The following is a 24,809-nucleotide window of genomic DNA, read 5'->3' as shown; positions in this document are numbered from 1 at the left end:
TGTGCTTTTTAAAGCAATCAAGTGTACCAATGCCCTCCTTTTTATGGTGATACATAAAGAAAAAATTTTCTTTATGTATAGAAGTTACCATTAGAAAAATACTATGTACAACATCGGCGGCATAGTCGATTTGGGCAGCAGGATGTGTCGCAAAAAATCAACCCGATGAAAGAGAGGCAACATAGAATGAAAGCAACTGGTATTGTTCGTCGTATAGATGATCTAGGACGCGTTGTTATTCCAAAAGAAATCAGAAGAACATTGAGAATCCGTGAGGGAGATCCTTTGGAAATCTTCGTTGACAGAGATGGCGAAGTAATTTTAAAAAAATATTCTCCTATCAGTGAACTTGGAGACTTCTCTAAAGAATATGCAGAGGCACTTTATGATAGCTTAGGAAACCCAGTTCTAATCTGTGACCGTGATACATTTATCGCAGTAGCAGGAAGCTCTAAAAAGGAATTCCTTAATAAAGCAATCAGTGACTCTTTAGAGAAAATTATGGAGGATCGTAACTCAGTTCTACATACTCAAAAAGGTTCTTTTTCACTTGTAGATGGCGTTGATGAAGAAGTAGCATCCTACACAGTGGCTCCAATTGTTGCAAACGGCGATCCAATCGGCGCAGTTGTGATTTTTGCTAAAGAAGCTACAGTTGGTGAAATTGAATTAAAAGCAATCGAAACAGCTGCAAGCTTCCTTGCGAAGCAAATGGAACAATAATATATTATTGTTTAACGGTTAATTGTGAAAACTCCAAGGAGTCTCCAATTAACCTTTTTTTGTCTCCTAAAAACAGGACATGACTATGAAAAAGAGGCAACCAATACTCCAAATAATGATTATTTTTGCTTATGTTATAATATTTTGGAAATAGATAGAGAGGTGCTTTATTTGGATGAGCCGTCAGAATGATTCTTCACACAGAGTTTTAAAGGGCGCTGTTATTCTGACAGCAGCAGCTTTAATCGTAAAAATATTGAGTGCTGTATACCGAATTCCTTTTCAGAATATGGCTGGGGACACGGGTTTTTATATTTATCAACAGGTTTATCCATTTTACGGAATAGCTGTTGTTCTGGCTACTTATGGATTTCCAGTTGGTATCTCTAAGCTACTGATCGAATTTAACAGGTCTGGTAATGATAAAAAAGAAAAGAATAAAATAATAGCAGCTTCTTTTATATGGGTTGCTCTCTTCGGAATTATATTGTTTTTATTCTTGTACTTGGGAGCGGACTTGATAGCGAAGATTATGAATGATATTCAACTTGCCCCGTTAATTCGTATGGTGGCCTTTTCCTTTTTGCTAATGCCCTTCATTTCCATTGTAAGGGGTACTTATCAGGCGTCTGGAAATATGCTTCCAACTGCACTTTCCCAAACCTTTGAGCAGCTATTTAGAGTTACCTTTATTTTGATTGGTACATATTTGCTTATGAAATTAGAATATTCTTTATACACTGTTGGAAAAAGTGCGATAGCAGGGTCGTTAATTGGCGGTATTGCCGCTATGGGGGTTTTGGGACTTTATTTATGGAGAGAACGCCGTGATTATTTTCCAACCCTGATGCCAGAAAAGGAAATATTGATCAAAACGGGAGCAGTCCTTTTATTTCAGGGGTTAGCTTTTTGTTTAAGTAATATGTACTTGCTCCTTCTTCAACTAATTGATTCCTTCCAACTGTATACGAATCTCCTGTCTCAAGGGATACCTGCAGAGGAAGCGAAAGCGATGAAGGGTGTTTATGACCGAGGGCAACCGTTGATACAGGTAGGGCTTGTTGTAGCCACTTCACTTTCTTTGTCAATTGTCCCGGTATTAACCAGCTTGCAAAAAAGTAAAGCAATTGAAGAAGTAAAGAAAATGTGCCGTTTGGCTATAAAAATCAGTTCTGCTATTGGGGTTGGAGCAGCTATTGGGTTGGCTGGAATTATTCAGTCAGTAAATATTATGCTTTTTAAAGATGATGAAGGGGTTGGAGCTTTAAGCGTTCTCGCTATTTTAATATTGTTCGCATCCCTCCTGGTGACATGCTCAACTATTTTGCAAACAATGGGGTTTTGGAAAGCATCAGTTATGGTTATTCTGCTATCGGTAGGAATTAAAGTCCTTTTAAATCCTTGGTTGATTGCCGGAAGCGGAATAAAAGGGGCTGCCTACGCAAGTCTTCTTGCGCTGATGGCTGCTTGTATCCTGCTGCTTTATCTGGTAGGGAAATATATAACTGGAAGGAATATGGAATTTCAGCATATAGCAAGCCTGGTGATAGCCGGTATTGTCATGTATATTGTATTAAAAGGCTATTCAGCTTTACTTTCATTTTTTGTAGGCGAACTTGGTCAGTCGAGAATATTGGCCTCCATACATGCATTAAGTTCCGTTGCAATCGGAGGAATGATTTATCTGTATATGCTGCTTAAAATGAATCTATTTAAAAATGATGAATTGGCCCATCTACCGGGAGGACATCATTTGATAAGAATTATGAATAAAGGGAAAATCAAACGTTAGGAGAGCTGAAGTGTGACTAACCAAATCACAATTATAGGTTTAGGGGCAGGAGAGCTTGATCAAATGCCTTTGGGTATTTATAAATTACTGAAAAATACAGAGCTTGTATATGCAAGAACTATTGAACACCCGGTATTGAAAGAATTGGTGGCTGAGGGTCTGAAGGTTGAGAGCTTTGACTCCATCTATGAGGAGCATGATCAGTTCGAAGCAGTTTATGAGAAAATTGCAGAAATTCTAATTCAGAAGGCTAAGGTCCAGGATGTAATCTATAGTGTGCCGGGGCATCCGCTGATCGCTGAAAAGACTGTACAAATCTTGCTTTCAGAAGGTGAAAAGAAAGGGATATCTGTACATATTAAAGGTGGCCAAAGCTTCCTCGATGCCATGTTCACATCCGTAAAAGTGGATCCGGTTGAGGGTTTTCAATTTCTAGATGGTACGGATCTTTCATTGAGGGATGTCAATATCACTCAGCATATGATTGTAAGTCAGGTCTATGATGCCTTTGTTGCTTCCGAAGTGAAGCTGACTTTAATGGAAAAATATCCGGATGATCATGAAGTTTATTTAGTGACCGGTGCAGGGATGAGCTCCGAATCAGTTGAACGCATGCCGCTTTATGAATTGGATCGCTCCATGCAATTGAGCAATTTAACGTCAGTCTATGTACCTCCGATTCAGAAGGAAGAAAATCAATATAAGGAGTTTTGGAAGCTGCGAGAGATCATTGATAAACTCAGATCTCCGGAGGGATGCCCATGGGACAGGGAACAGACTCATGAATCACTAAAGAAGTATTTACTGGAAGAAGCTTATGAATTGATTGATGCAATTAATGAAGGTGATATTGATCACATAATTGAAGAGCTTGGTGATGTATTGCTTCAGGTGATGTTACATGCCAGAATCGGAGAAGATGAAGGGTACTTTTCCATTGATGATGTCATTAAAGGTATATCTGAAAAAATGGTGCGCAGACATCCTCATGTTTTTGGTAATGAAAGGGCAGAATCAGCAAGAGATGTAGAGGAAACCTGGCAGAGGGTTAAAAAGGAAGAAGGTTCAAATACCTCTGGTTCCATTTTGAATGTCAGCACCCATTTACCGAATCTTATACAGGCTTTTGATATTCAAAAGCAAGCCTCTAAATTTGGCTTTGATTGGAATGATGTTTCACCTGCCTGGGAAAAGGTTTTTGAAGAGCTTGATGAATTTAAAGCAGAGTGGATTAAGAATAAACCAAACACCCATAATATAGAATCTGAATTTGGAGATATTCTGTTTGCCCTTGTAAATGTGGCTAGATTGTTAAAAATCAACCCAGAAGAGGCGCTGCATCGGACAAACCAAAAATTCAGAAAGAGATTTTTGTTTGTAAATGATTGCGTAAGGGAATCAGGAAAAGCATGGAGCGATTATACACTTAAAGAGCTTGATGAGTTTTGGGAACAAGCCAAAGAGTCAGGTATATAAAGGAATAAATGGAGGTTGAATACATAGTGAGATTAGATAAGTTTTTAAAGGTTTCCCGGATTATTAAAAGGAGAACAATTGCAAAAGAAGTTGCAGATCAGGGAAGAATTAAAATAAATGGTAAAGAATCCAAAGCTTCAGCCGATGTAAAGATTGGAGATATTTTGGATATCAGATTGGGGCAAAAAGTACTGACTGTCCGTGTAGATAAACTTCTGGAGACAACGAAGAAGGATGAGGCAGCAGGAATGTATACCCTCATAAAAGAAGCAAAACTATCAGAGTCGTTTTAAGCATGGTCTAATTCCTATCATCCTATCATACACTTGTACAAATGTTTGATAATGGGGGATTAGGATGAACCAATATTATGATACAAACCAAACGAGTAAATCAGCTGGACCTGATCACGATATTAGCATGAAGGGTAGAAGGCTTCTCGATATATCAGGTGTTAAGCAGGTAGAGAGCTTTGACAATGAGGAGTTCCTTCTCGAAACGGTCATGGGGTTTCTTTCGGTCAGAGGGCAAAATCTACAAATGAAAAACCTGGATGTCGATAAAGGAATTGTATCAATTAAAGGTAAAATACTTGAAATCAATTACTTGGACGAACATAGCGGGGAGAAAGCTAAAGGATTCTTTGGCAAACTGTTCAGATGAGTCTGGACACCCAGTTTGTAACCCTGTTATCCATGATTGGCATGGGTATTTACTTTGGAGCAGCATTTGATACATACAACCGCTTTTTAGTTAGAGCAAAGAGAAAAGTATGGTTTGTTTTTATTAATGACATCTTATTTTGGTGCATTCAGGCCTTGCTCATTTTCTATGTTTTATACGAATCCAATCAGGGAGAATGGCGCTTTTATATCTTATTGGCACTGCTATGCGGTTATTCCGCCTATCAAGCCCTTTTTAGAAATTCATATAAAAGATTGCTGGAAATGACTATTTATTGGGTTAATAAATTCAGTAAATTCCTTGTTAAATTGGGAGCTCTCTTATTCATTCGGCCAATAAAAGGGTTAATTGCGCTAATTATTACTGTTATATTGCTTATATTTCAAGTGTTGCTAAAGTTTGGCAATCCTCTATTATGGCTTGCCAAGTATCTTTTAAAGGCATTAATATCGATAGTAAGGGTGATTTTCTATCCCTTTACTAGTACAGCGTCATGGCTTTGGAAGACAATTCCGGGCGGTGTGCGATCACCTGTCGAAAAGTTTTTTGATAAACTAGCAGGAATTGGAAAAAAGTTGAAGAATACTATCAATAAATTATTAAAAAAATGGACAAATAAGTCTTAAAGGAGGAAAGGAAATGGGATCGCTTGATAAAAAGAAGGAAAATATCAAACAAATCGATACGCCATATGCCCAATATCAAGAGAAACGAACCCAGTCCTTTGAGAAAAAGAAATTAGGATTGACAAGAAGGCTTGTAATATTTGGGCTTTTTGCCATCATAACAACTGGGATCGTTCTTACAACACTCTTTTCTCAACATTCCGCTTTGAAGGCTAAAGAAGAACATAAAAGTGAATTGAAAGTGAAATTGTCAGATCTTCAAAAGGATGAAGCAAGATTAAAGGAAGAAATCATTAAATTGAATGATGATGAATATATAGCAAAGTTTGCGCGTAAAGAATATTTTCTATCAGATGATGGAGAAATAATATTCAATCTTCCCGAAAATGAGGGCAAGTAGATATCCCTCACGTTGACACATATTTTTTTAAGTGATTATAATATAAGGGGAAGCTATAACTTCCATTATTTTATTTTTTTAATTTCTTAAGGAGGAGCAATTTTTTTATGTCAATCGAAGTAGGCAGCAAGTTACAAGGTAAGGTAACAGGAATCACTAATTTCGGAGCATTTGTTGAGCTGCCCGAGGGTTCAACAGGACTTGTCCACATCAGTGAGGTTGCTGATAATTATGTAAAAGATATTAATGATCACCTAAAAGTGGGAGATCAAGTTGAAGTAAAAGTCATAAATGTAGAGAAAGATGGCAAAATCGGTCTTTCTATAAAAAAAGCTGTTGAGAAGAAGGAGAGCGAACAACCTGCGCAATCATCTTATCAACAACGACCTCGTTATAACAGAGGAAACGATTCACGTGGTGGAAGAAATGACTCTCGGGGAGGAAGAGGAGGACATGATTCCAGACCGCCGCGAGAAAGCTTCGAACAAAAAATGGCCCGCTTCTTGAAAGATAGTGAAGAGCGTATGTCATCTCTTAAGAGGAACACAGAATCCAAACGAGGTGGCAGAGGCGGAAGACGCGGCTAAACCTTGCTGCTGAAACAAAATGGCAATTTATATAACAGACCAACATCAGTTGTTGGTCTGTTTTTGTTTTTTACATTTGATTATCAATTGATATAGGGATTATATGGCATAGATAGGGTAGTATAATCCTGCTGTTTAAAGGATTTGACTAGAATGAGCATGTCAGTAAATGTTGTTCATTTAAAAATCAATAAAGCCATCATGTTAAAAATGTTTGATTGTTGAGTGTTCTTATAGATGGAATAGTATGAAGTGATAAATCTAGAAGAGTTATATTCTTTATAAACACAAAAAAACCAGGGATATATCCCTGGTTTTTTGTATAGATGACCCCTACGGGATTCGAACCCGTGTTACCGCCGTGAAAGGGCGGTGTCTTAACCGCTTGACCAAGGGGCCTCAAAATAGCGGCGGAGGGGATCGAACCCCCGACCTTACGGGTATGAACCGTACGCTCTAGCCAGCTGAGCTACACCGCCATAATCAAATATACTTTTAAACACAAAAATTATCTTACAATCTAGTAAATACTTTGTCAATGGTTTAAATATTTTAGCCAATAATTAGAATATTACATTTAAATAAGTATCTATTTCTTCTATCTTCTAGCCTTTCCTACAAAGTAGTTTAATAAAATATTCTCCTTTATGATTCCTTCGATAACCTTTGTGTTTTCTTCTGCCCATTCACATGGAATGCCGTCGAACACTTTATAAAAACTCATCCTCCGTTCTGACAAATTTAGGATTATATCCCCTTTATAATAAAAGACAATCACCTGTTAGGGAGTGGTAATGTGGATAAAACACAAAGTACAATGTATGGATCGGTAACGGATGTTCAATATGATGCTGGCAAATGGAATCCTACTCAATTAGTGGACAAGTATGTAACGAAGCTAGAGGATTACTTCGTGAAACAAGGATATATATTAGTAGTTTTGGGATTTCTCCTGGGAAGGGCGCTTATCCTTTCACAGTTGGCTCCTTTTTCTCTCCCATTCTTTGCAGCAGTATACATGATGAGGCGGGAACGTTCTCCGCTTGTTATGGTCGCCTCAATAGGAGGTGCGTTAACAATCTCCTGGTCAGCAGGTTTAAGTTTATTTGCTTCATGTGCCTTATTCCTCCTCTTATATAAGCTAAGACAGCCATCAGTGGAGAATCAATTTAAAGTTGTTGGTGTATATGTTTTAATAGCCATGGGAATTGCAGGAGCAACGGAACGCTATTTGAAATATATGAAGTTTGAGATATACGATGCCATGATGATCGGTGTTGAAGCAGGTTTAGCTCTTATTCTTACCATGATTTTTATTCAATGTATCCCACTGATTGCTATGAAAAAAAGTCCACAGGGACTAAGGACAGAGGAAGTTATCAGTTTGATTATCATGCTGGCCTCTGTTATGACCGGTACGATCGGCTGGTCGATTTATCATATATCTCTTGATCATACATTGAGCAGATACTTAGTTCTCCTTTTTGCAGTCTCTGGAGGAGCCTCAATTGGATCGACAGTAGGAGTGGTAACTGGTTTAATATTCAGTCTGGCCAATCTGAGCAACCTTTTCCAGATGAGCTTATTGGCCTTCTCTGGTTTACTAGGAGGCCTTCTTAAAGAAGGGAAAAAAATAGGGGCATCATTAGGTTTAATAATTGCCACATTATTAATTGGCCTTTATGGGGAAGGGAGTCAAAATATATCAGTAACTCTATATGAATCTTTATTGGCTATTGCTTTATTTTTTATGACCCCTGCTACCCTTATTTCAAAAGTAGCCAAACATATTCCTGGAACAGCAGAGCATACGAATGAACAGCAACGTTATGTCAGGAGGGTCAGAGATGTTACTGCGCAAAGAGTGAATCAATTTTCATCTGTTTTCCAGGCTTTATCGAATAGTTTTTCACAGATGGAGGAACAAACAACGAAGGAGGTAGAAAAGGAACGTGAGTTGGATTATTTTCTTAGCAATGTGACTGAAAAAACATGCCAGACCTGTTTCAAAAAGGATCATTGCTGGGCGAAGAATTTTGATTATACGTATGGAATGATGGGAGAGTTGGTTGAGAGTTTACAGGACGAGTCCGGGCAAGTTCCGCAGGCCACGCAGAGAGAATGGAAACGGTTCTGTACAAGATATGATAAAGTGACGGAGGCGATGCTTCAGGAGATCTCTTATTACAATGCAAACCAAAAATTAAAAAAACAAGTGAGAGAAAGTAGAAAGCTCGTGGCAGATCAACTCCAGGGAGTTTCAAAGGTAATGGAGGACTTTGCTAAGGAGATTACAAAAGAACGCGAAAATCTCCATATTCATGAAGAACAATTACTGGATTCCATACGGGGGTTCGGTTTGGATATCCACCAAATAGAAATTTATTCCCTGGAACAAGGGAATGTTGATATAGATATGCAAATCCCAGATTGCGAGGGAAGTGGTGTAGGTGAGAAATTAATTGGCCCCATGCTCTCAGATATATTGGAAGAGCATATCATTGTTTACAAAGAAGAGTGCAGTTCGTTTCAGGGAGGTTTATGCCGCTTAACATTCCGTTCTGCCAAACGCTACACAGTAGAAACTGGTGTAGCCCATGCTGCAAAGGGAGGAGGGCTTGTATCAGGGGACAGTTACACCATGATTGACATCGGAAAAGGGAAGCATGCGATTGCCATTAGTGATGGCATGGGAAATGGAGAAAGGGCCCATAATGAAAGCTCAGAAACCTTAGGGCTACTGCAAAAAATACTAGAGTCTGGAATAGAGGAAAAGGTAGCTATTAAATCGATTAACTCAATTCTCTCATTGCGGACTACAGATGAAATCTTTTCAACACTTGACTTATCGATGATTGATTTGCAGGATGCGAGTGTTAAATTTTTAAAAGTGGGTTCAACTCCAAGCTTTATAAAGAGAGGGCAGCAGGTTACGAAAATCCAATCTAATAACTTGCCAATTGGTATTATCAAAGAATTTGATGTGGATGTGGTTCATGACCAATTAAAGGCCGGTGACCTTTTAATTATGATGAGTGATGGAATATTTGAGGGGCCAAAACATGTAGAAAATTATGAAGCATGGATGATTAGAAAGATTAGAGAAATCGGGACTGACAGGCCACAGGAAATAGCTGATATTATTCTCGAGGAGGTAATCAGGACAAGCTCAGGAAAAATTGAAGATGATATGACAATTGTCGTCGCACAAATCAATCATAATATTCCAAAATGGACAAGTATACCTGTCGGTGCCAAGAAGAAAAAAGCTCAATAATAATATCCTCCTAATCGTATAAAGCGCCTATATATAGGCGAAGATGGAAATAATAATAGCGGTATAGGAGGATGATGAAATGAAGACAGGTACTGTTAAACAAATATTATTGCTGACAGACGGCTGCTCCAATCAGGGAGAGAGCCCGACAGCGATGGCTGCACTAGCACGTGAGGAAGGAATTACTGTAAATGTAATTGGTGTTATGGATAAGGACATTATAGACGAGGGGGGAATGCAAGAGATTGAGAATATAGCATCATCTGGTGCTGGCATTCATCAAATCGTCTATGCTGAGCAATTATCACAAACTGTACAAATGGTCACTAGGAAGGCAATGAACCAAACGATACAGGGCGTAGTGAATAAAGAGCTTCAGCAAATATTGGGGAATCATATCACTATGGAAGAATTACCACCTGATAAACGCGGCGAGGTAATGGAGGTAGTGGAGGATCTGGGAGAAAAAGTAAAAATGGAGGTCCTTGTATTGGTTGATACAAGTGCCAGTATGAAGCATAAGCTGCCAACGGTTAAAGAGGCGCTTATAGATTTGTCTATAAGTCTAAATGCGAGAAGTGGTGAAAATCAGTTCTCAGTTTTTATATTTCCCGGGAAAAGAACCGAAGTGGAAAGAGTAATGGATTGGAGTCCTAGACTTGAATCTCTTTCTAAAATTTTCGCCAAATTAACGACTGGAGGGATTACCCCGACTGGTCCGGCTATTCGTGAGGCCATTAAGTATTTTAATAAAGAGTCTTCTATAAGGAGAATAGTAGGCGACGATGATCAATACTTCGAAGAAACCATGTAGCTTCCCAATTGGATCAGTAATCAGGGGCAAATGGCATCATAAGAGTTATATCATTCGAAAAGAATTAGGGTATGGCGCTAATGGAATTGTTTACCTCGCAGATTCTTCGGATGGATCAGTAGCAATCAAGTTTAGTGATAACAGTGCTACTATTGCTGCAGAAGTAAATGTATTAAAATCATTTGCAAAGGTCCAGGGAATATCCCTAGGACCTTATTTGATAGATGTGGATGATTGTATAGGGAGTGGAAAAATTATTCCTTTCTACGTGATGGAGTATATTTCCGGAGATTCCTTTCTAACGTTTGTGCAAAAAAGAAGTTCAGATTGGCTTGGTGTACTCATGCTGCAGCTTCTAAACAGCCTTGAGGAAATGCATAAGCTAGGATGGGTTTTTGGGGATTTAAAACCTGAAAACTTGATAGTACAATTACCCGATTTTAAAGTCCGTTTTATAGATGTAGGAGGAACCACGCAAATCGGTCGTGCGATTAAAGAATACACTGAGTATTTTGACCGGGGATATTGGGAGCTGGGGGGCAGAAGAGCAGAGCCATCATATGATTTATTTGCGCTCGCTATGATAGTGATCAATGCAGCCTATCAAAAAAGGTTTAATAAAAACGGAGAAGGAATTAACCAATTAAAGGAATTGGTGAAAAACAAGCAGGAACTCAGAGAGTTGGAGTCCATTCTTTTAAAAGCTTTGAAGGGTCATTACATAACGGCAACTGATATGAAAAAGGAAGTCATATCTCATTTACACACAAAACAAACCGCTACCCGCACCGCTGTAAAAAAGAATACTCCAGTTAACACCAGTCGAGTACAGATGAGGAAACGAAAATCCAATGATAAAAGCAGTTTCTTTGAAACGTTTTTTTTAGTTGCTATCATTACTTTGCTTTATGCATTTTATATGTTTGGTCAAGTTGTATAAGTTCACAACAAATACAAACAATAACGCTGTCTCTACCGTTTTTTTTGAAAGATAATTTTTGGATTCCATTTGTAAGAGTGGTACGATAATAATTAATTGAAAGCAACGGTAGAAAGGAATATTTATGTTAGAGGCGAAAGTGACTGCTTATATTAATAAAAAACAATTGATTAATCATAATGACACGATTTTGGTTGGTGTTTCCGGTGGGCCGGATTCATTGGCATTGCTTGCTTATTTAAATAGCATAAAAAAATCCTATAATCTAACCCTTGTGGTTGCCCATGTAGATCATATGTTCAGAGGTGAAGAATCATTTGAGGAGTATTTATTTGTAGAAAAAATATGTGAGGAATGGGGAATCCCATTTGAAGGAAGTCGGATAGATGTCCCAAAATATATTAAAGATACAGGTAAAAATCCACAACAGGCATCCAGAGATTGTCGATATGCATTTTATAGGGATATAATGGAAAAGTATGCGGCGCAAAAATTAGCTCTTGCTCATCATAAGGATGATCAAGCGGAGTCAGTCTTAATGAACCTTATTAGAGGGACTTCTGGGATGGCGAGGATTGGAATTCCTCTGAAAAGATTATTCGGGGGTGGATGGATCATACGTCCTTTTCTTGCTGTTACAAGAGAAGATATTCTGGAATATTGTACAGAGATGAATCTCAACCCACGCATAGATCCGAGTAATGAAAAGGATATTTATACCCGAAATCGATTCCGCAAATACATATTACCGATGATAAAAAAGGAAAATAGTAAAGCGCTTGATCATATTCAACGGTTTAGCGAGGATTTGGAGCAAGATGAAGGGTTTTTGATGGTGTTAGCTGAAAAAGAGTATAATTCTCTTGAATTAACTGAAAAGGACGGGATTTTAAAAGTTCCCATATCTTCTCTTGGAAAGGTGCCAAAACCTTTACAAAGGAGGGTGATTCATCTAATATTAAACTATCTTTATCAAGTGAAACCTTATGTATTTTCATACGTACATATAGAGTGTATTCAGTCTTTATTGACAGAATCCAATCCTTCCACCTCCGTGCAATTACCTTCTGGGCTTCAAGTTACGAAAGCATATGATCAGTTGCTTTTCCATTTTGGAAGGCTGCCATCAGTAACTTTATCAAAGGAACTCCGTATACCGGGGAAGACGGCTCTTGCGAATGGCGCCGTTATTGAAACAGTACTGCTGGATCCCTTATCTGAAAAATGGGAGCATGCATCTCGATATACATGTATTTTACCTTTAAGTGAAGAGGACTTACCATTAAGGGTGCGGAATAAGCGGGATGGAGATCGTTATCAGCCTAAAGGCTTCACGGGCCATAAAAAACTGAAAAAGCTGTTTCTTGAACACAAGATACCTGTGCATGAGCGGGAGAGTTGGCCAATTATTGTTAATAAGAATGATCAAATTGTTTGGATACCAGGTCTGCAAAAGATTAATTTAGAAAAGACCCCGATGCCAGCCATCATGATAAAGTATGTTGAATAATGCTCTTCTAGGAGGACTACCGAATGACGATTCATAATGATATTGAGAAAATTTTGATTTCAGAAGAAGAAATCCAAGGCAAAATTAAAGAACTCGGGGCTTTGCTTACAGAGGAATACAAGGATCTTAATCCATTAGTGATAGGTGTGCTGAAAGGTGCAATGCCTTTTATGAACGATTTATTAAAGCATGTAGACAGCTATTTGGAAATGGATTTCATGGATGTTTCCAGCTATGGTACTTCTACGGTTTCAAGCGGTGAAGTTAAAATCATTAAAGATTTAAACACATCTGTAGAAGGCAGAGATTTGCTGATTATTGAAGATATCATAGACAGCGGTCTTACCCTCTCTTATTTAGTGGATTTATTTAAATACAGAAAAGCTAAATCCATCAAGCTTGTCACATTATTGGATAAGCCATCCGGAAGAAAAGCGGATATACATGCGGATTACGCTTGCTTTAATGTACCTGACGAATTTGTTGTCGGATACGGGCTTGACTACATGGAAAAATACAGAAACATTCCATACATTGGCGTGTTAAAAAGGGAAGTTTACGAAACTGCCAAATAGGGATATAGATGATTAATAACCGTTCTATTCACATAATAGACTGTGCTATGATCTTTATATAAAATATATAAGTAACCTGATTGTAGATACGAATACTATATTTAGTTTTTTGGGAGGAGGTTAGGGATGAACCGTATTTTTAGAAATACCATATTCTATTTACTTATTTTTGTGGCGATTATCGGAGTAGTAAGTGTGTTTAACCAAAATTCCGAGCCAACTAAACATATTTCTAATAATGAGTTTATTGAAAGTCTTGAAAAAGGTGAGGTTAAATCCGCTGATTTACAGGTGGAACGCGGAGTATATTCTGTTAAGGGTCAATTAAAGGATGCTAAGGAAAATGAGTATTATTTAACATATATCCTTGCAGAACAGGCTGAAGAGGTTACTGACTTAATTGATGAACAGGGTGTAAAATCTACAGTTGCTCCAGCAAAAGAAACAAGTGTATGGGTAACATTCTTAACTTCAATTATTCCGTTCGTCATTATTTTGCTATTGTTCTTCTTCTTGATGAATAGTGCGCAAGGTGGCGGAAACAAAGTAATGAGCTTTGGTAAAAGTAAAGCTAAGCTTTACAGTGAAGAAAAGAAAAAAGTGCGCTTCAAAGATGTAGCAGGTGCTGATGAGGAAAAGCAAGAACTGGTTGAAGTTGTTGAGTTCTTGAAGGACCCTCGTAAATTTGCTGAATTAGGTGCGAGAATTCCAAAAGGTGTACTTTTAGTAGGACCTCCGGGAACAGGGAAAACCTTGCTTGCAAGAGCAGTAGCTGGTGAAGCAGGTGTACCTTTCTTCTCTATCAGTGGTTCAGACTTTGTTGAGATGTTCGTGGGTGTGGGTGCTTCCCGTGTGCGTGACCTTTTTGAAAATGCGAAGAAGAATGCACCATGTATTATTTTTATCGATGAAATCGATGCAGTTGGACGTCAGCGTGGAGCTGGCCTTGGCGGGGGACACGATGAACGTGAACAAACCCTGAACCAATTGCTTGTTGAAATGGATGGTTTCGGAGCAAATGAAGGTATCATTATCATTGCTGCTACAAACCGACCTGATATTCTTGACCCGGCTCTTTTACGTCCAGGCCGCTTTGACCGACAAATTACGGTTGACCGTCCTGACTTAATTGGAAGGGAAGCTGTACTTCGTGTACATGCACAAAACAAACCGCTTGATGAAAATGTGGATCTTAAAGCAATTGCGATGAGAACCCCAGGTTTCTCCGGTGCTGATTTAGAAAATCTCTTGAATGAAGCTGCTTTGGTAGCTGCAAGACAAGATAAGAAAAAAGTAGATATGAGCGACATTGATGAAGCAACGGATCGTGTGATTGCCGGTCCTGCTAAAAAAAGCCGTGTCATTTCTAAGAAAGAAAGAAATATTGTTGCCTTCCATGAATCCGGACATACGGTTATCGGGTTGGTACTTGACGAAGCTGATATGGTCCATAAGGTAACAATTGTTCCGCGTGGCCAGGCAGGTGGTTATGCTGTAATGCTTCCGCGTGAAGATCGTTACTTTATGACTAAGCCTGAACTGTTCGATAAGATTACCGGATTATTGGGCGGACGTGTTGCTGAAGAAATTGTCTTTGGTGAAGTGAGTACAGGAGCTCATAATGACTTCCAACGTGCTACAAGTATTGCCCGCAAAATGGTAACTGAATATGGAATGAGTGATAAACTCGGACCGATGCAATTTGGCCAGGCTTCAGGAGGCCAAGTATTCTTAGGTCGCGATATTAATAGTGAGCAAAACTATTCTGATAAGATTGCTTATGAAATTGATATCGAAATCCAAAATATCATCAAAACTTGCTATGAACGTGCAAGAAAAATTCTTACTGAAAACCGCAGTAAGTTAGACTTAATTGCTAATACATTACTTGAGATTGAAACGTTAGATGCTGAACAAATTCGCCACTTAGCGGATTATGGTAAGTTGCCTGAGCGTAAGGTAGCGAGCGATGTTACAGTGAATGTATCAGCTAAAAAGGAAATTCTGTCTGAGGATCTATCCAAAGACGATACAATATCCGAGCAAAGAGAAGATGATCAAACTCCTCCTACACCACCGGATATGGAAACAAACGATCCTAATAAATTGTAAGAATTCTGAGTGTCCCATCATATGAATGGGGCACTTTTTTTGAAAAGGGATAGAATGCTAACAGGAAGTTGGTCATGAAGGCGTTGCCACAGGATGTGGCATACTTAGTCTTTGTTCGTTAAATAAGGGGCTTCAGCTTTTTGATTAATCCAGCTTCAGGGCCTAACCGCTCGAGACATAAGTGTAGCTGCTGCGGGAGAGAAAAAGCGCTCTCCCTCCGCACCTCCTCTTATGCTTGTCGCGGTTGAGCAAGGCCCTTTAGCTTTTTGATGTAATCTAGCTTCGACTCCTAGGAGCTCGAGTCATAAGCAAATACCCTACGGGAGAAGAACCCTCCCTCCGAGTATTCGTCTTATGCTTGTCGCTCCTGACCAGTCGTCTCAGCTTTTTGATGTAATCTAGCTTCAGGGCCTAACCGCTCGAGACATAAGTGTAGCTGCTGCGGGAGAGAAAAAGCGCTCTCCCTCCGCATCTCCTCTTATGCTTGTCGCGGTTGACCAAGGCCCTTCAGCTTTTTTGATAGGGGGTTTTTGCATGTTATTGGTGATGGATGTGGGGAATACGAATATTTCGATTGGTGTTTATAGGGATGATGATCTTTGTTTTCATTGGAGAATTGGTACGGATAGGGGAAAAACTGAAGATGAATACGGAATGATATTTAATCAGTTGTTGAGTCATGTTGGGTTAACCTTCCATGATGTAAAAGGAATGATTCTTTCCTCTGTTGTGCCTCCCATAATGTCTTCACTTGAAAGAATGTGTACAAAATACTTTCAACTGAGGCCTTTGGTTGTTGGGCCTGGTGTTAAAACGGGATTAAATATAAAATATGATAATCCTAAAGAAGTTGGGGCAGATCGAATCGTGAATGCTGTGGCTGCAATTCATGATTATGGAGCGCCAATCATTATAGTAGACTTTGGTACAGCGACAACGTATTGTTATGTAAATGAGCATAGCCAGTATTTAGGAGGGGTGATTGCCCCGGGAATTGAAATTTCTACAGAGGCGCTCTATTCGAAGGCTGCTAAACTGCCCAGGATAGAGATTGTTCGTCCTGCCAATATCATTGGGAAGAATACAGTAAACGCTATGCAGTCCGGCGTTTTATATGGTTTTATTGGACAGGTAGAAGGAATTGTAACCAGGATAAAAAAACAGAGTAAGCAGAATCCTATGGTTATCGCTACTGGCGGAAGAGCATCTATGATTGCAAATGAAACATCCATAATTGATGTTGTCGATCCGTATTTAACATTAAAAGGTCTGCAAATCATCTATTCAAAGAATATACAACAATAATCCTGTAATGGATTTGGAAGGAGTTTATCATGAACGATTATTTAGTTAAAGCACTAGCATTTGATGGACAAGTAAGGGCGTATGCAGTCTCAAGTACGCAAACTATTGCAGAGGCACAAAGAAGACAGGATTCTTGGCGTACAGCATCTGCTGCGTTGGGAAGAGCAATGACAGCGGCTGTAATGATGGGAGCCATGCAAAAAGGCGAAGCAAAGATTACTATTAAAATTGAGGGTGATGGTCCGATTGGTCCGGTTATCATTGATAGTAATGCAAAGGGTGAGGTTAGGGGATATCTGACAAACCCTCATGTTGATTTTGAGTCTAATGAACATGGAAAACTTGATGTAAGACGTGCTATTGGTACAAATGGTACGTTAACTGTTGTTAAAGATATTGGATTAAGAGATAATTTCTCTGGCCAAGTTCCTTTAATTTCAGGCGAGCTTGGTGAAGACTTTACTTATTATTTTGTTGCCTCTGAGCAAACTCCTTCATCTGTAGGAGTCGGTGTTTTGGTTAATCCGGATGACTCGATTCTTGCTGCGGGTGGATTTATTATCCAGCTAATGCCCGGCACGGAAGAAGAGGTTATAGAAAAAATAGAGAAAGCTCTAGGATCAATTCCGCCTATATCCAAAATGATTCAGGATGGTTTAACTCCGGAAGAAGTACTTAATAAAGTATTGGGAGAAACAAACGTAAAAATATTAGAAAAAATGCCAATATCGTTCCAGTGTCAATGTTCCAAGGATAGGATAGCAAATGCTTTAATCAGTCTTGGAAAAGAAGAATTAGAAGATATGATCGAGACAGATGGTCAGGCTGAAACCCAATGTCATTTCTGTAATGAAAAATATATATTTACCAAAGAGGAGCTTCAGGAGCTAAAAGACACAGCTAAGTAATTTATTGGAGGAGTTACTTTGTCAAGTAAGCAATGTTGGTCCATTATCGCCGGTTTAATTCTATTGAATATTGTGACTGTCCTTTACTTTACGGTGGGGGAAAATTCAATGAAGGAAGATGCAACGGAAATTGTTGCTGCAGTAGGGGATGAAGAGATTAGCCGTCCAGACTGGCTCGCTGAATTGGAAAGGATACATGGCAAAGATGTATTAACTACAATGGTAAATGAAGAAGTTATTCTTCAATTGGCGGCTAAGCATCAGCTGACTGTTTCTGAGGATGAGATGAAAGTGGAGGCTGTTCTTCGGCAAGCGTTATATGGTTTTACTGGAAATTCACCCGCTCATATAAGTGATAAGGAGCACAAAAAGAAACTTGAAGTTTCAATTCTGCTTGAGAAGTTGTTGACAAAGTATGCCGTTATAACAGACAAGGAAGTTGAGTCTTACTATAAAAGTAATGAAAGCTTATTAAAGTTCACTGATCTCTATCGTCTATCCCATATCGTACTTAGTGAAAAGGCAAAAGCAAATGCGATTATTAAGGAATTGAAGGCGGGAACTGATTTTGCTGCAATGGCAATAGAGCGCTCGGAAGATAAATATACGGCCAATAATGGTGGAGAATTAGGGTATATATCTTTAGATTCCGAGTCTGTCCCTGAAGAATATAAAGAAACTGCGGCTTCATTAAAACCAGGGGAATGGAGTCAGCCAATTAAGATCAAGGATGGATATGCGATACTCTATTTGCGTGATCAGATTGGTAAATCCGAACTATCCTTTGGAAAAATAAAATCTAATCTTAAAAGAAAGACTGCAATGGAACAAATGAATATACCTGTATCTGCAGATATGCTTTGGGAACAGTATGATGTGGATTGGATTTATGGAAAATAGAGTCATGTGCTCTATTTTCTTTTATATACTGTAAATGAGCCATAAAGATTATTTCACATGGTTAGATGCGAGAAAATCTGGGAATTTAGAAGTATAATAGTTGACAGAAAGCGTAAAAATAGCTAAATTGTATATAAAACCAATGAAAATACTATGGATTAGGGGTGGATAAGTTGGGTAAAATAGCAAATAATATTTCTGAATTAATAGGTAATACACCTGTTGTTAAATTAAATAAGATTGTAGAAGATGGATCTGCAGAGGTTTATTTGAAATTGGAATATATGAATCCGGGAAGCAGTGTTAAGGATCGTATCGCACTTGCCATGATTGAAGATGCCGAGGAAAAAGGTCTTCTAAAGCCGGGTACAACGATAGTTGAACCAACAAGCGGTAATACAGGCATTGGGTTGGCATGGGTTGCAGCAGCAAAAGGGTATAAAGCTATATTGGTAATGCCGGATACAATGAGTATGGAACGCCGTAACTTATTGAAGGCATATGGAGCCCAACTTATTCTTACTCCTGGTAAAGATGGAATGAAAGGTGCAATTGCTAAGGCGGAGGAACTTGTTAATGAACATGGGTACTTTATGCCGCAGCAGTTTAAAAATGAGGCCAATCCAGAAGTCCATAGAAAAACAACCGGTAAAGAAATTGTAGAACAAATGGGCGATCAATTGGATGCCTTTATATCCGGTATAGGTACAGGCGGAACTATTACGGGTGCTGGAGAAGTGCTGCGTGAGAAATACAAAGATATTAAAATTATTGCAGTTGAACCAGCGGATTCACCGATTCTATCAGGCGGTACTCCAGGGCCTCACAAAATTCAGGGGATTGGTGCAGGCTTTATACCTGATACATTAAATACAAATATTTATGATGAAATTATAAAAGTTGAAAATGAACAAGCCTTTGAACAAGCAAGAAAAGCTGCTAAAGAAGAGGGTATTCTTGGTGGTATTTCTGCAGGGGCAGCTATTTTTGCAGCATTGGAAGTTGCCAAAAAACTTGGTGCCGGCAAAAAAGTTCTAGCAATCATCCCGGATAATGGTGAAAGATATTTAAGTACACCATTATATAACTTTGAAGATTAATCGTATAGAAGAGTAAATAAGCTAAACATATGGAGGAGGCTAAATGCCTCCTTTTGTTTTGGTTTTCTGTGTTTCTTTCTTTTTTACAAATAACATGTGGTATAGTGATTTGCATAGAGTAATTTCGGAGTCTAATTAAAGGAGCAAATTATTATGGAACTACCACAAAAAAAGATGATTCTAGAATGTGGACAATATAGATTGGAACTTGGACAAAGCACTAAGATTATGGGAATTTTAAATATCACTCCGGATTCGTTTTCTGATGGAGGCCAGTTTAACAAAGTAGAACAAGCGGTTTTGCGTGCAAAGGAAATGATAAAAGCTGGAGCAGATATCATTGATATCGGTGGTGAGTCGACGAGACCTGGCCATCAGCGAATTTCGTCAGATGAAGAATTGGAGCGAATCATTCCTGTTATTAAGGAATTAACAAAAGAGATCAATGTACCGATCTCGGTAGATACATATAAAGCGGATGTGGCAAAAGAAGCACTTCATGCAGGGGCAACTATCATAAACGATGTTTGGGGAGCTAAAGGTGATGAGGAAATGGCCCGTGTTGCTGCCGATTCAGGCGCTCCGATCATCCTCATGCATAATCGTAAGCAGGCTTCCTATGATCATTTTTTGCGTGATGTTTTAAATGATTTATATGAAAGTATTCAGATTGTTAAAGATGCTGGAGTTAGTAACGATAAAATTGTGCTGGATCCAGGTATCGGCTTCGCGAAGTCACTGGAGGAGAACTTGCTGATGATGCGAAATTTAGACATATTGACCAGCCTGGGTTACCCCGTCTTATTGGGAACATCACGTAAATCAATGATCGGCAGAACACTTGATCTACCAGTAGAGGAAAGAATGGAAGGTACAGGGGCGACAATATGTTTAGGGGTTCAGCAGGGGTGTCAAATCATAAGGGTGCATGATGTGAAAGAGATGTCCCGTATGGCCCGTATGATGGATGCGATGCTTGGAAAGGTGAAAGTAAATGGATAAAATAATTCTTGAAAATATGGAATTTTATGGATACCATGGTGTTTATGAAGAAGAAAATAAGCTTGGACAGCGTTATAGAGTAAGTGCAGAATTGTATATGGATCTGCAAGTCGCCGGAGAAACAGATGATCTGAATAAATCGGTTAATTATGCTGAAATATACACTTTATGTAAGGCTATTGTGGAAGGAAAGCCATATAATCTAATCGAAGCAGTGGCAGAAAAGATATCAGCAGAAATTTTAGGCACATATTCAATTATTCATTCATGCAAAATCAAGGTTGTGAAACCAGACCCACCGATACCGGGTCACTACGATTTTGTTGCAGTTGAGATTATAAGGGAGCAAGAGCAGCATGATGAATAAAGTTTATATTGGATTAGGTACAAATGTAGGGGATAGAGAATCGAATTTAAAGGATGCCATAAGCGAATTGGCAGCAGTACCTGAAAATGAGATTATATCTTTATCATCTATATATGAGACAAATCCAGTAGGCTATTTAGAACAAGGTAAATTTTTGAATATGGTTGTTTGTATAAACACAACTTTCGATGCACAAACACTATTGGTTACCTGCATGAAGATAGAACAAAATCTTGGCAGAAAAAGGGAAATTAGGTGGGGTCCGCGAACAATAGACCTTGACATTTTGTTATATAATCAAGAAAATATTGTAACGAAAAACCTAATTGTCCCTCATCCGCGGATGCTTGATAGGGCCTTTGTGGTTATCCCGCTCGTGGAGATAGATAAGGACATCATTCTGCCTAATATGGAAAAACCTATAAGGGAAATCATGGATGATATCCCCGAAAAAGAAGGGGTTCGGATATGGAAGCGGAAAAATGGGGAAGGCGTATTAGGGCATTTAGAAAGCTGAAAGGTTTTACTCAAGAGGAATTTGCAAGGGAGTTATCTGTCTCTGTCTCAATGCTTGGCGAGGTAGAAAGAGGCAACCGAATACCCTCTGAGCGCTTTTTGCAGGATATTGCAAATCAGTTGGACATTACAGTGGAGGAACTAAAACCTCTCGTTAAATAGATTTAATGATAAGTGCAAGTAAAGGATAGGGAGGAATTGAATTGTTGAAGATTGGCAATGTCGAAATGAAGAATCCGGTTGTACTTGCACCTATGGCCGGAGTTTGTAACTCAGCATTTCGTTTAACAGTTAAGGAATTTGGGGTAGGGCTTGTTTGTGCAGAAATGGTTAGTGATAAGGGAATAATTTATGGAAATGAAAAAACCCTCAACATGCTCTATATTGATGAACGAGAAAAGCCATTGAGCCTTCAAATTTTTGGTGGAGAAAAAGAATCGCTTGTTCAGGCTGCTCAGTTTGTGGATAAGAACACCAATGCAGATATAATTGATATTAATATGGGCTGTCCTGTTAACAAGATTATTAAATGTGAAGCGGGAGCCAGATGGTTACTAAATCCGGATAAGATTTATGAGATGGTTTCAGCTGTAGTTGATAAAGTAGATAAACCGGTTACGGTTAAAATGAGAATTGGCTGGGATGACAAGCATATATTTGTTGAAGAGAATGCAAGGGCAGTTGAAAGAGCGGGCGGAAGTGCGATATCTGTCCATGGACGTACTCGGGTTCAAATGTATGAAGGAACGGCAAACTGGGATTATATCCGTATGGCAAAAGAAGCTGTCAATATACCGGTTATTGGAAATGGGGATGTACAGACTCCACAGGATGCCAAGAGGATGCTTGAAGAAACTGGCTGTGATGGAGTCATGATCGGTCGTGCTGCACTCGGGAATCCGTGGATGATGTACCAAACCGTTAAGTATTTAGAAAATGGGTTCCTTTTGCCGGAGCCATCTGTTCGTGAAAAAATCGATGTTTGCGTCCTGCATCTTGACCGCCTTATTGCATTGAAGGATGAGTTTATCGCTGTGCGTGAGATGAGAAAACACGCAGCTTGGTATTTGAAAGGTATTAAAGGAAGCGGTAGAATCAGAAATGAGATAAATGAGTGCAACACACGTGAACAATTGGTAGGGCTGCTTTATAATATGGTGGAAGATATTGAACTCCATGAAGCCGTTCGTGCAGTTTGATGATTTGACAGTACCTGATATACTGTATAATAAGTATGTAGAAACTGCCGGTAAAACCGGCAGTTTTTATGATACTTTTAAAAGGATAATGATATTTTTTATATATTAGGTTCTAAGGTTGTGTAAAATAAAGGAACAGTATATACGTGATAGAGATGGAGTGGAAATAAGATGAGCAATTATGAAGAATTAAACGACCAATTAAAAGTCAGACGTGACAAAATGAACCGCATCCAAGAAATGGGCATAGATCCATTTGGCAAAAGATTCGAACGTACACATTTGGCTCAAGAAATTAGCAATGAATATGCAGATGTGGAAAAAGAGGATTTAGAAGCAAAGAATGCGGAAGTATCTATAGCTGGCAGAATTATGACAAAGCGTGGAAAAGGAAAAGCAGGCTTTGCTCATATTAAAGATGTGAGCGGTCAAATTCAAATATATGTGCGTAAAGATGCTATTGGGGAAGAAGCTTATGAGCTATTCACTATGGCTGACCTTGGCGATATTGTAGGTATTAAAGGAACGGTATTTAAAACTAAAGTGGGAGAGCTTTCTATAAAAGTAAGCCAGTTTACATATCTTACTAAGTCCCTTCGTCCTCTTCCGGAAAAATATCATGGATTAAAAGATATTGAAGAGCGCTATCGTAAGAGATATTTAGACTTAATTACAAGTGAAGAAAGCCAAAAAACATTTGTAACACGCAGTCGTATCATTCAGGCAATGAGACGTTACTTTGACGACCAAGGATTCCTTGAGGTTGAAACACCAATGCTTCATTCAATTGCTGGTGGTGCATCTGCACGTCCGTTTATAACGCATCATAATGCGCTTGATATGCCTATGTATATGCGTATTGCCATTGAATTACACTTGAAAAGGCTAATTGTTGGTGGTTTGGAAAAAGTATACGAAATCGGTCGAGTATTTAGAAATGAAGGAGTGTCCACAAGACATAATCCTGAGTTCACAATGCTTGAGCTTTACGAAGCTTATGCTGACTACAATGATGTAATGGACTTGACTGAAAATGTCATTGCTTATATTGCAAAAGAAGTTTTAGGAACAACTGTCATTCCTTACGGTGATTATGAAGTGGATTTAACACCAAAATGGACAAGACTTCATATGGTAGATGCAATTAAAGAATACGTAGGTGTAGATTTCTGGAAAGAAACATCAGTTGAAGAAGCGCGTGCGCTTGCTAAAGAACATGATGTCCAAATTACTGAATCTATGACATACGGTCATATTGTTAACGAATTCTTCGAGCAAAAAATCGAGGAGAAGTTAATACAACCAACCTTCATTTATGGTCATCCGGTAGAAATTTCTCCGTTGGCTAAAAAGAATGAGGATGATCCACGCTTTACTGATCGTTTTGAGTTATTTATCGTGGGACGTGAGCATGCGAACGCCTTCACTGAGCTAAATGATCCAATTGATCAGCGTCAACGCTTTGAAGCGCAATTAAAAGAGCGTGAACAAGGTAATGATGAAGCACATATGATGGACGATGATTATATAGAAGCATTGGAGTATGGTATGCCTCCAACAGGAGGTCTTGGAATTGGTATGGACCGTCTAATTATGCTACTAACTAATTCACCTTCAATTCGTGATGTACTGTTATTCCCGTTAATGAGACATAGATAAGATTTTAAAGAAGAAGCTGCCGATTAAGGGCAGCTTCTTCTTTATTTTCTTTAATTCGTATAATTGATATATGAAGATAAGGATATAAATCTAAGCTTCATAGTATAAGAAAGGATAAAAACAAAAACTTTTATAAAAAAGTATTGCAAAATAAAAAACAAGGTGGTATATTAATAAACGTCGCTGCTGCAGTATTAAATACGAAGCAAGCGATAAAGAAAAAAATAAAAAAAGTTGTTGACATGAGGTTGCTAACTTGGTATGATAGTTAAGTCGCCAAAACGACAACAAAACAGATTGTTCTTTGAAAACTAAACAAAACGAAACGCCAAGCAAG

25 protein-coding genes and 2 tRNA genes are annotated in these 24,809 nt (G+C 38.7%); 24 read left to right on the top strand and 3 right to left on the bottom strand.

Annotated features, from left to right (window positions below; all coding sequences use genetic code 11):
• The first annotated feature begins 186 nt into the window (after nucleotides 1-186).
• The 8 genes from spoVT (at nucleotide 187) to AC4BHA_RS18575 (ending at nucleotide 6,288) form a co-directional block, all read left to right on the top strand.
• Nucleotides 187-723, top strand: a complete 537-nt coding sequence (gene spoVT / locus AC4BHA_RS18610; RefSeq protein ID WP_066103150.1) for a stage V sporulation protein T — start codon at nucleotides 187-189, stop codon at nucleotides 721-723.
• A gap of 175 nt (nucleotides 724-898) precedes the next feature.
• Nucleotides 899-2,515 (top strand): putative polysaccharide biosynthesis protein, encoded by a 1,617-nt coding sequence (locus AC4BHA_RS18605; protein ID WP_490559045.1) that lies wholly within the window; start codon nucleotides 899-901, stop codon nucleotides 2,513-2,515.
• A gap of 12 nt (nucleotides 2,516-2,527) precedes the next feature.
• Entirely contained in the window at nucleotides 2,528-3,991 is a 1,464-nt protein-coding gene (gene yabN / locus AC4BHA_RS18600; RefSeq protein ID WP_490559044.1) for a bifunctional methyltransferase/pyrophosphohydrolase YabN, read from the top strand.
• A gap of 26 nt (nucleotides 3,992-4,017) precedes the next feature.
• The gene (locus AC4BHA_RS18595) at nucleotides 4,018-4,284 is read left to right on the top strand and encodes an RNA-binding S4 domain-containing protein (RefSeq protein ID WP_066103147.1); all 267 of its coding nucleotides are present in this window, start codon (nucleotides 4,018-4,020) and stop codon (nucleotides 4,282-4,284) included.
• A 64-nt stretch (nucleotides 4,285-4,348) separates the two neighbouring features.
• Entirely contained in the window at nucleotides 4,349-4,654 is a 306-nt protein-coding gene (gene yabP, locus AC4BHA_RS18590) for a sporulation protein YabP (protein ID WP_066103144.1), read from the top strand.
• Entirely contained in the window at nucleotides 4,651-5,301 is a 651-nt protein-coding gene (yabQ, locus tag AC4BHA_RS18585; protein WP_490559043.1) for a spore cortex biosynthesis protein YabQ, read from the top strand. The genes yabP and yabQ overlap by 4 nt, the downstream gene beginning before the upstream one ends.
• Nucleotides 5,302-5,314: 13 nt before the next feature.
• Nucleotides 5,315-5,701 (top strand): FtsB family cell division protein, encoded by a 387-nt coding sequence (locus AC4BHA_RS18580; RefSeq protein ID WP_066103137.1) that lies wholly within the window; start codon nucleotides 5,315-5,317, stop codon nucleotides 5,699-5,701.
• 107 nt (nucleotides 5,702-5,808) lie between these two features.
• Nucleotides 5,809-6,288, top strand: coding sequence for a S1 domain-containing RNA-binding protein (locus AC4BHA_RS18575; protein WP_066103134.1), 480 nt, complete (start codon nucleotides 5,809-5,811; stop codon nucleotides 6,286-6,288).
• Between the two features lie 327 nt (nucleotides 6,289-6,615).
• On the opposite strand, the gene AC4BHA_RS18570 is transcribed toward AC4BHA_RS18575, so the two are convergent.
• The 3 genes from AC4BHA_RS18570 to AC4BHA_RS18560 form a co-directional block, all read right to left on the bottom strand.
• Nucleotides 6,616-6,687, bottom strand: a tRNA-Glu gene (locus AC4BHA_RS18570).
• 6 nt (nucleotides 6,688-6,693) lie between these two features.
• A tRNA-Met gene (locus AC4BHA_RS18565) sits at nucleotides 6,694-6,767 on the bottom strand.
• 119 nt (nucleotides 6,768-6,886) lie between these two features.
• The gene (locus AC4BHA_RS18560) at nucleotides 6,887-7,012 is read right to left on the bottom strand and encodes a hypothetical protein (RefSeq protein WP_262366041.1); all 126 of its coding nucleotides are present in this window, start codon (nucleotides 7,010-7,012) and stop codon (nucleotides 6,887-6,889) included.
• A gap of 72 nt (nucleotides 7,013-7,084) precedes the next feature.
• Between AC4BHA_RS18560 and spoIIE the strand changes: the two genes are divergently transcribed.
• From spoIIE to lysS, 16 genes are all read left to right on the top strand, one after another.
• A complete protein-coding gene (spoIIE, locus tag AC4BHA_RS18555) occupies nucleotides 7,085-9,565 on the top strand; it encodes a stage II sporulation protein E (protein WP_066103129.1) in 2,481 nt (826 codons plus the stop codon).
• Between the two features lie 79 nt (nucleotides 9,566-9,644).
• Nucleotides 9,645-10,379, top strand: coding sequence for a VWA domain-containing protein (locus AC4BHA_RS18550; RefSeq protein ID WP_066103126.1), 735 nt, complete (start codon nucleotides 9,645-9,647; stop codon nucleotides 10,377-10,379).
• Nucleotides 10,351-11,319 carry a serine/threonine protein kinase PrkT gene (gene prkT, locus AC4BHA_RS18545; RefSeq protein WP_066103123.1) on the top strand — a complete coding sequence of 323 codons (969 nt, stop codon included), beginning with the start codon at nucleotides 10,351-10,353 and terminating at the stop codon, nucleotides 11,317-11,319. Before AC4BHA_RS18550 ends, prkT begins: the two co-directional genes overlap by 29 nt.
• Before the next feature lie 124 nt (nucleotides 11,320-11,443).
• A complete protein-coding gene (gene tilS, locus AC4BHA_RS18540; protein WP_148631333.1) occupies nucleotides 11,444-12,829 on the top strand; it encodes a tRNA lysidine(34) synthetase TilS in 1,386 nt (461 codons plus the stop codon).
• 23 nt (nucleotides 12,830-12,852) lie between these two features.
• Nucleotides 12,853-13,404 (top strand): hypoxanthine phosphoribosyltransferase, encoded by a 552-nt coding sequence (hpt, locus tag AC4BHA_RS18535; protein ID WP_066103117.1) that lies wholly within the window; start codon nucleotides 12,853-12,855, stop codon nucleotides 13,402-13,404.
• A gap of 126 nt (nucleotides 13,405-13,530) precedes the next feature.
• Nucleotides 13,531-15,516: an ATP-dependent zinc metalloprotease FtsH gene (ftsH, locus tag AC4BHA_RS18530; RefSeq protein ID WP_066103115.1), complete on the top strand. Its 1,986-nt coding sequence runs from the start codon at nucleotides 13,531-13,533 to the stop codon at nucleotides 15,514-15,516.
• A 534-nt stretch (nucleotides 15,517-16,050) separates the two neighbouring features.
• A complete protein-coding gene (locus AC4BHA_RS18525; protein ID WP_066103112.1) occupies nucleotides 16,051-16,821 on the top strand; it encodes a type III pantothenate kinase in 771 nt (256 codons plus the stop codon).
• Nucleotides 16,822-16,850: 29 nt separating this feature from the next.
• Nucleotides 16,851-17,729: an Hsp33 family molecular chaperone HslO gene (gene hslO, locus AC4BHA_RS18520; RefSeq protein ID WP_066103109.1), complete on the top strand. Its 879-nt coding sequence runs from the start codon at nucleotides 16,851-16,853 to the stop codon at nucleotides 17,727-17,729.
• 18 nt (nucleotides 17,730-17,747) lie between these two features.
• Nucleotides 17,748-18,629, top strand: coding sequence for a peptidylprolyl isomerase (locus AC4BHA_RS18515; RefSeq protein ID WP_490559042.1), 882 nt, complete (start codon nucleotides 17,748-17,750; stop codon nucleotides 18,627-18,629).
• 173 nt (nucleotides 18,630-18,802) lie between these two features.
• A complete protein-coding gene (cysK, locus tag AC4BHA_RS18510; protein WP_066103103.1) occupies nucleotides 18,803-19,729 on the top strand; it encodes a cysteine synthase A in 927 nt (308 codons plus the stop codon).
• 153 nt (nucleotides 19,730-19,882) lie between these two features.
• On the top strand, nucleotides 19,883-20,731 hold the full coding sequence (gene folP / locus AC4BHA_RS18505; RefSeq protein WP_148631327.1) for a dihydropteroate synthase: 849 nt from the start codon (nucleotides 19,883-19,885) through the stop codon (nucleotides 20,729-20,731).
• Entirely contained in the window at nucleotides 20,724-21,098 is a 375-nt protein-coding gene (gene folB, locus AC4BHA_RS18500; protein ID WP_151675504.1) for a dihydroneopterin aldolase, read from the top strand. Before folP ends, folB begins: the two co-directional genes overlap by 8 nt.
• On the top strand, nucleotides 21,088-21,615 hold the full coding sequence (gene folK, locus AC4BHA_RS18495) for a 2-amino-4-hydroxy-6-hydroxymethyldihydropteridine diphosphokinase (protein WP_490559041.1): 528 nt from the start codon (nucleotides 21,088-21,090) through the stop codon (nucleotides 21,613-21,615). Before folB ends, folK begins: the two co-directional genes overlap by 11 nt.
• The gene (locus AC4BHA_RS18490) at nucleotides 21,567-21,776 is read left to right on the top strand and encodes a helix-turn-helix domain-containing protein (RefSeq protein WP_066103093.1); all 210 of its coding nucleotides are present in this window, start codon (nucleotides 21,567-21,569) and stop codon (nucleotides 21,774-21,776) included. Before folK ends, AC4BHA_RS18490 begins: the two co-directional genes overlap by 49 nt.
• Nucleotides 21,777-21,817: 41 nt before the next feature.
• Nucleotides 21,818-22,813: a tRNA dihydrouridine synthase DusB gene (gene dusB / locus AC4BHA_RS18485; protein ID WP_148631320.1), complete on the top strand. Its 996-nt coding sequence runs from the start codon at nucleotides 21,818-21,820 to the stop codon at nucleotides 22,811-22,813.
• A 171-nt stretch (nucleotides 22,814-22,984) separates the two neighbouring features.
• A complete protein-coding gene (lysS, locus tag AC4BHA_RS18480) occupies nucleotides 22,985-24,472 on the top strand; it encodes a lysine--tRNA ligase (RefSeq protein ID WP_148631318.1) in 1,488 nt (495 codons plus the stop codon).
• Nucleotides 24,473-24,809 lie beyond the last annotated feature (337 nt).

Source organism: Pradoshia sp. Z3_51, from assembly GCF_058215915.1.
Note: the sequence above shows the minus strand (reverse complement) of the source record. Positions and strands in the feature narration are given on the sequence as shown.

What these genes read in the sequence shown, in the direction of transcription:
- spoVT (WP_066103150.1), top strand. Translation starts at nt 187, where the DNA reads ATGAAAGCAACTGGTATTGTTCGTCGTATAGATGATCTAGGACGCGTT.
- AC4BHA_RS18605 (WP_490559045.1), top strand. Translation starts at nt 899, where the DNA reads ATGAGCCGTCAGAATGATTCTTCACACAGAGTTTTAAAGGGCGCTGTT.
- yabP (WP_066103144.1), top strand. Translation starts at nt 4,349, where the DNA reads ATGAACCAATATTATGATACAAACCAAACGAGTAAATCAGCTGGACCT.
- yabQ (WP_490559043.1), top strand. Translation starts at nt 4,651, where the DNA reads ATGAGTCTGGACACCCAGTTTGTAACCCTGTTATCCATGATTGGCATG.
- AC4BHA_RS18580 (WP_066103137.1), top strand. Translation starts at nt 5,315, where the DNA reads ATGGGATCGCTTGATAAAAAGAAGGAAAATATCAAACAAATCGATACG.
- AC4BHA_RS18575 (WP_066103134.1), top strand. Translation starts at nt 5,809, where the DNA reads ATGTCAATCGAAGTAGGCAGCAAGTTACAAGGTAAGGTAACAGGAATC.
- AC4BHA_RS18560 (WP_262366041.1), bottom strand. Translation starts at nt 7,012, where the DNA reads ATGAGTTTTTATAAAGTGTTCGACGGCATTCCATGTGAATGGGCAGAA.
- AC4BHA_RS18550 (WP_066103126.1), top strand. Translation starts at nt 9,645, where the DNA reads ATGAAGACAGGTACTGTTAAACAAATATTATTGCTGACAGACGGCTGC.
- prkT (WP_066103123.1), top strand. Translation starts at nt 10,351, where the DNA reads ATGATCAATACTTCGAAGAAACCATGTAGCTTCCCAATTGGATCAGTA.
- tilS (WP_148631333.1), top strand. Translation starts at nt 11,444, where the DNA reads ATGTTAGAGGCGAAAGTGACTGCTTATATTAATAAAAAACAATTGATT.
- hpt (WP_066103117.1), top strand. Translation starts at nt 12,853, where the DNA reads ATGACGATTCATAATGATATTGAGAAAATTTTGATTTCAGAAGAAGAA.
- ftsH (WP_066103115.1), top strand. Translation starts at nt 13,531, where the DNA reads ATGAACCGTATTTTTAGAAATACCATATTCTATTTACTTATTTTTGTG.
- AC4BHA_RS18525 (WP_066103112.1), top strand. Translation starts at nt 16,051, where the DNA reads ATGTTATTGGTGATGGATGTGGGGAATACGAATATTTCGATTGGTGTT.
- hslO (WP_066103109.1), top strand. Translation starts at nt 16,851, where the DNA reads ATGAACGATTATTTAGTTAAAGCACTAGCATTTGATGGACAAGTAAGG.
- folP (WP_148631327.1), top strand. Translation starts at nt 19,883, where the DNA reads ATGGAACTACCACAAAAAAAGATGATTCTAGAATGTGGACAATATAGA.
- folB (WP_151675504.1), top strand. Translation starts at nt 20,724, where the DNA reads ATGGATAAAATAATTCTTGAAAATATGGAATTTTATGGATACCATGGT.
- folK (WP_490559041.1), top strand. Translation starts at nt 21,088, where the DNA reads ATGATGAATAAAGTTTATATTGGATTAGGTACAAATGTAGGGGATAGA.
- AC4BHA_RS18490 (WP_066103093.1), top strand. Translation starts at nt 21,567, where the DNA reads ATGGAAGCGGAAAAATGGGGAAGGCGTATTAGGGCATTTAGAAAGCTG.
- lysS (WP_148631318.1), top strand. Translation starts at nt 22,985, where the DNA reads ATGAGCAATTATGAAGAATTAAACGACCAATTAAAAGTCAGACGTGAC.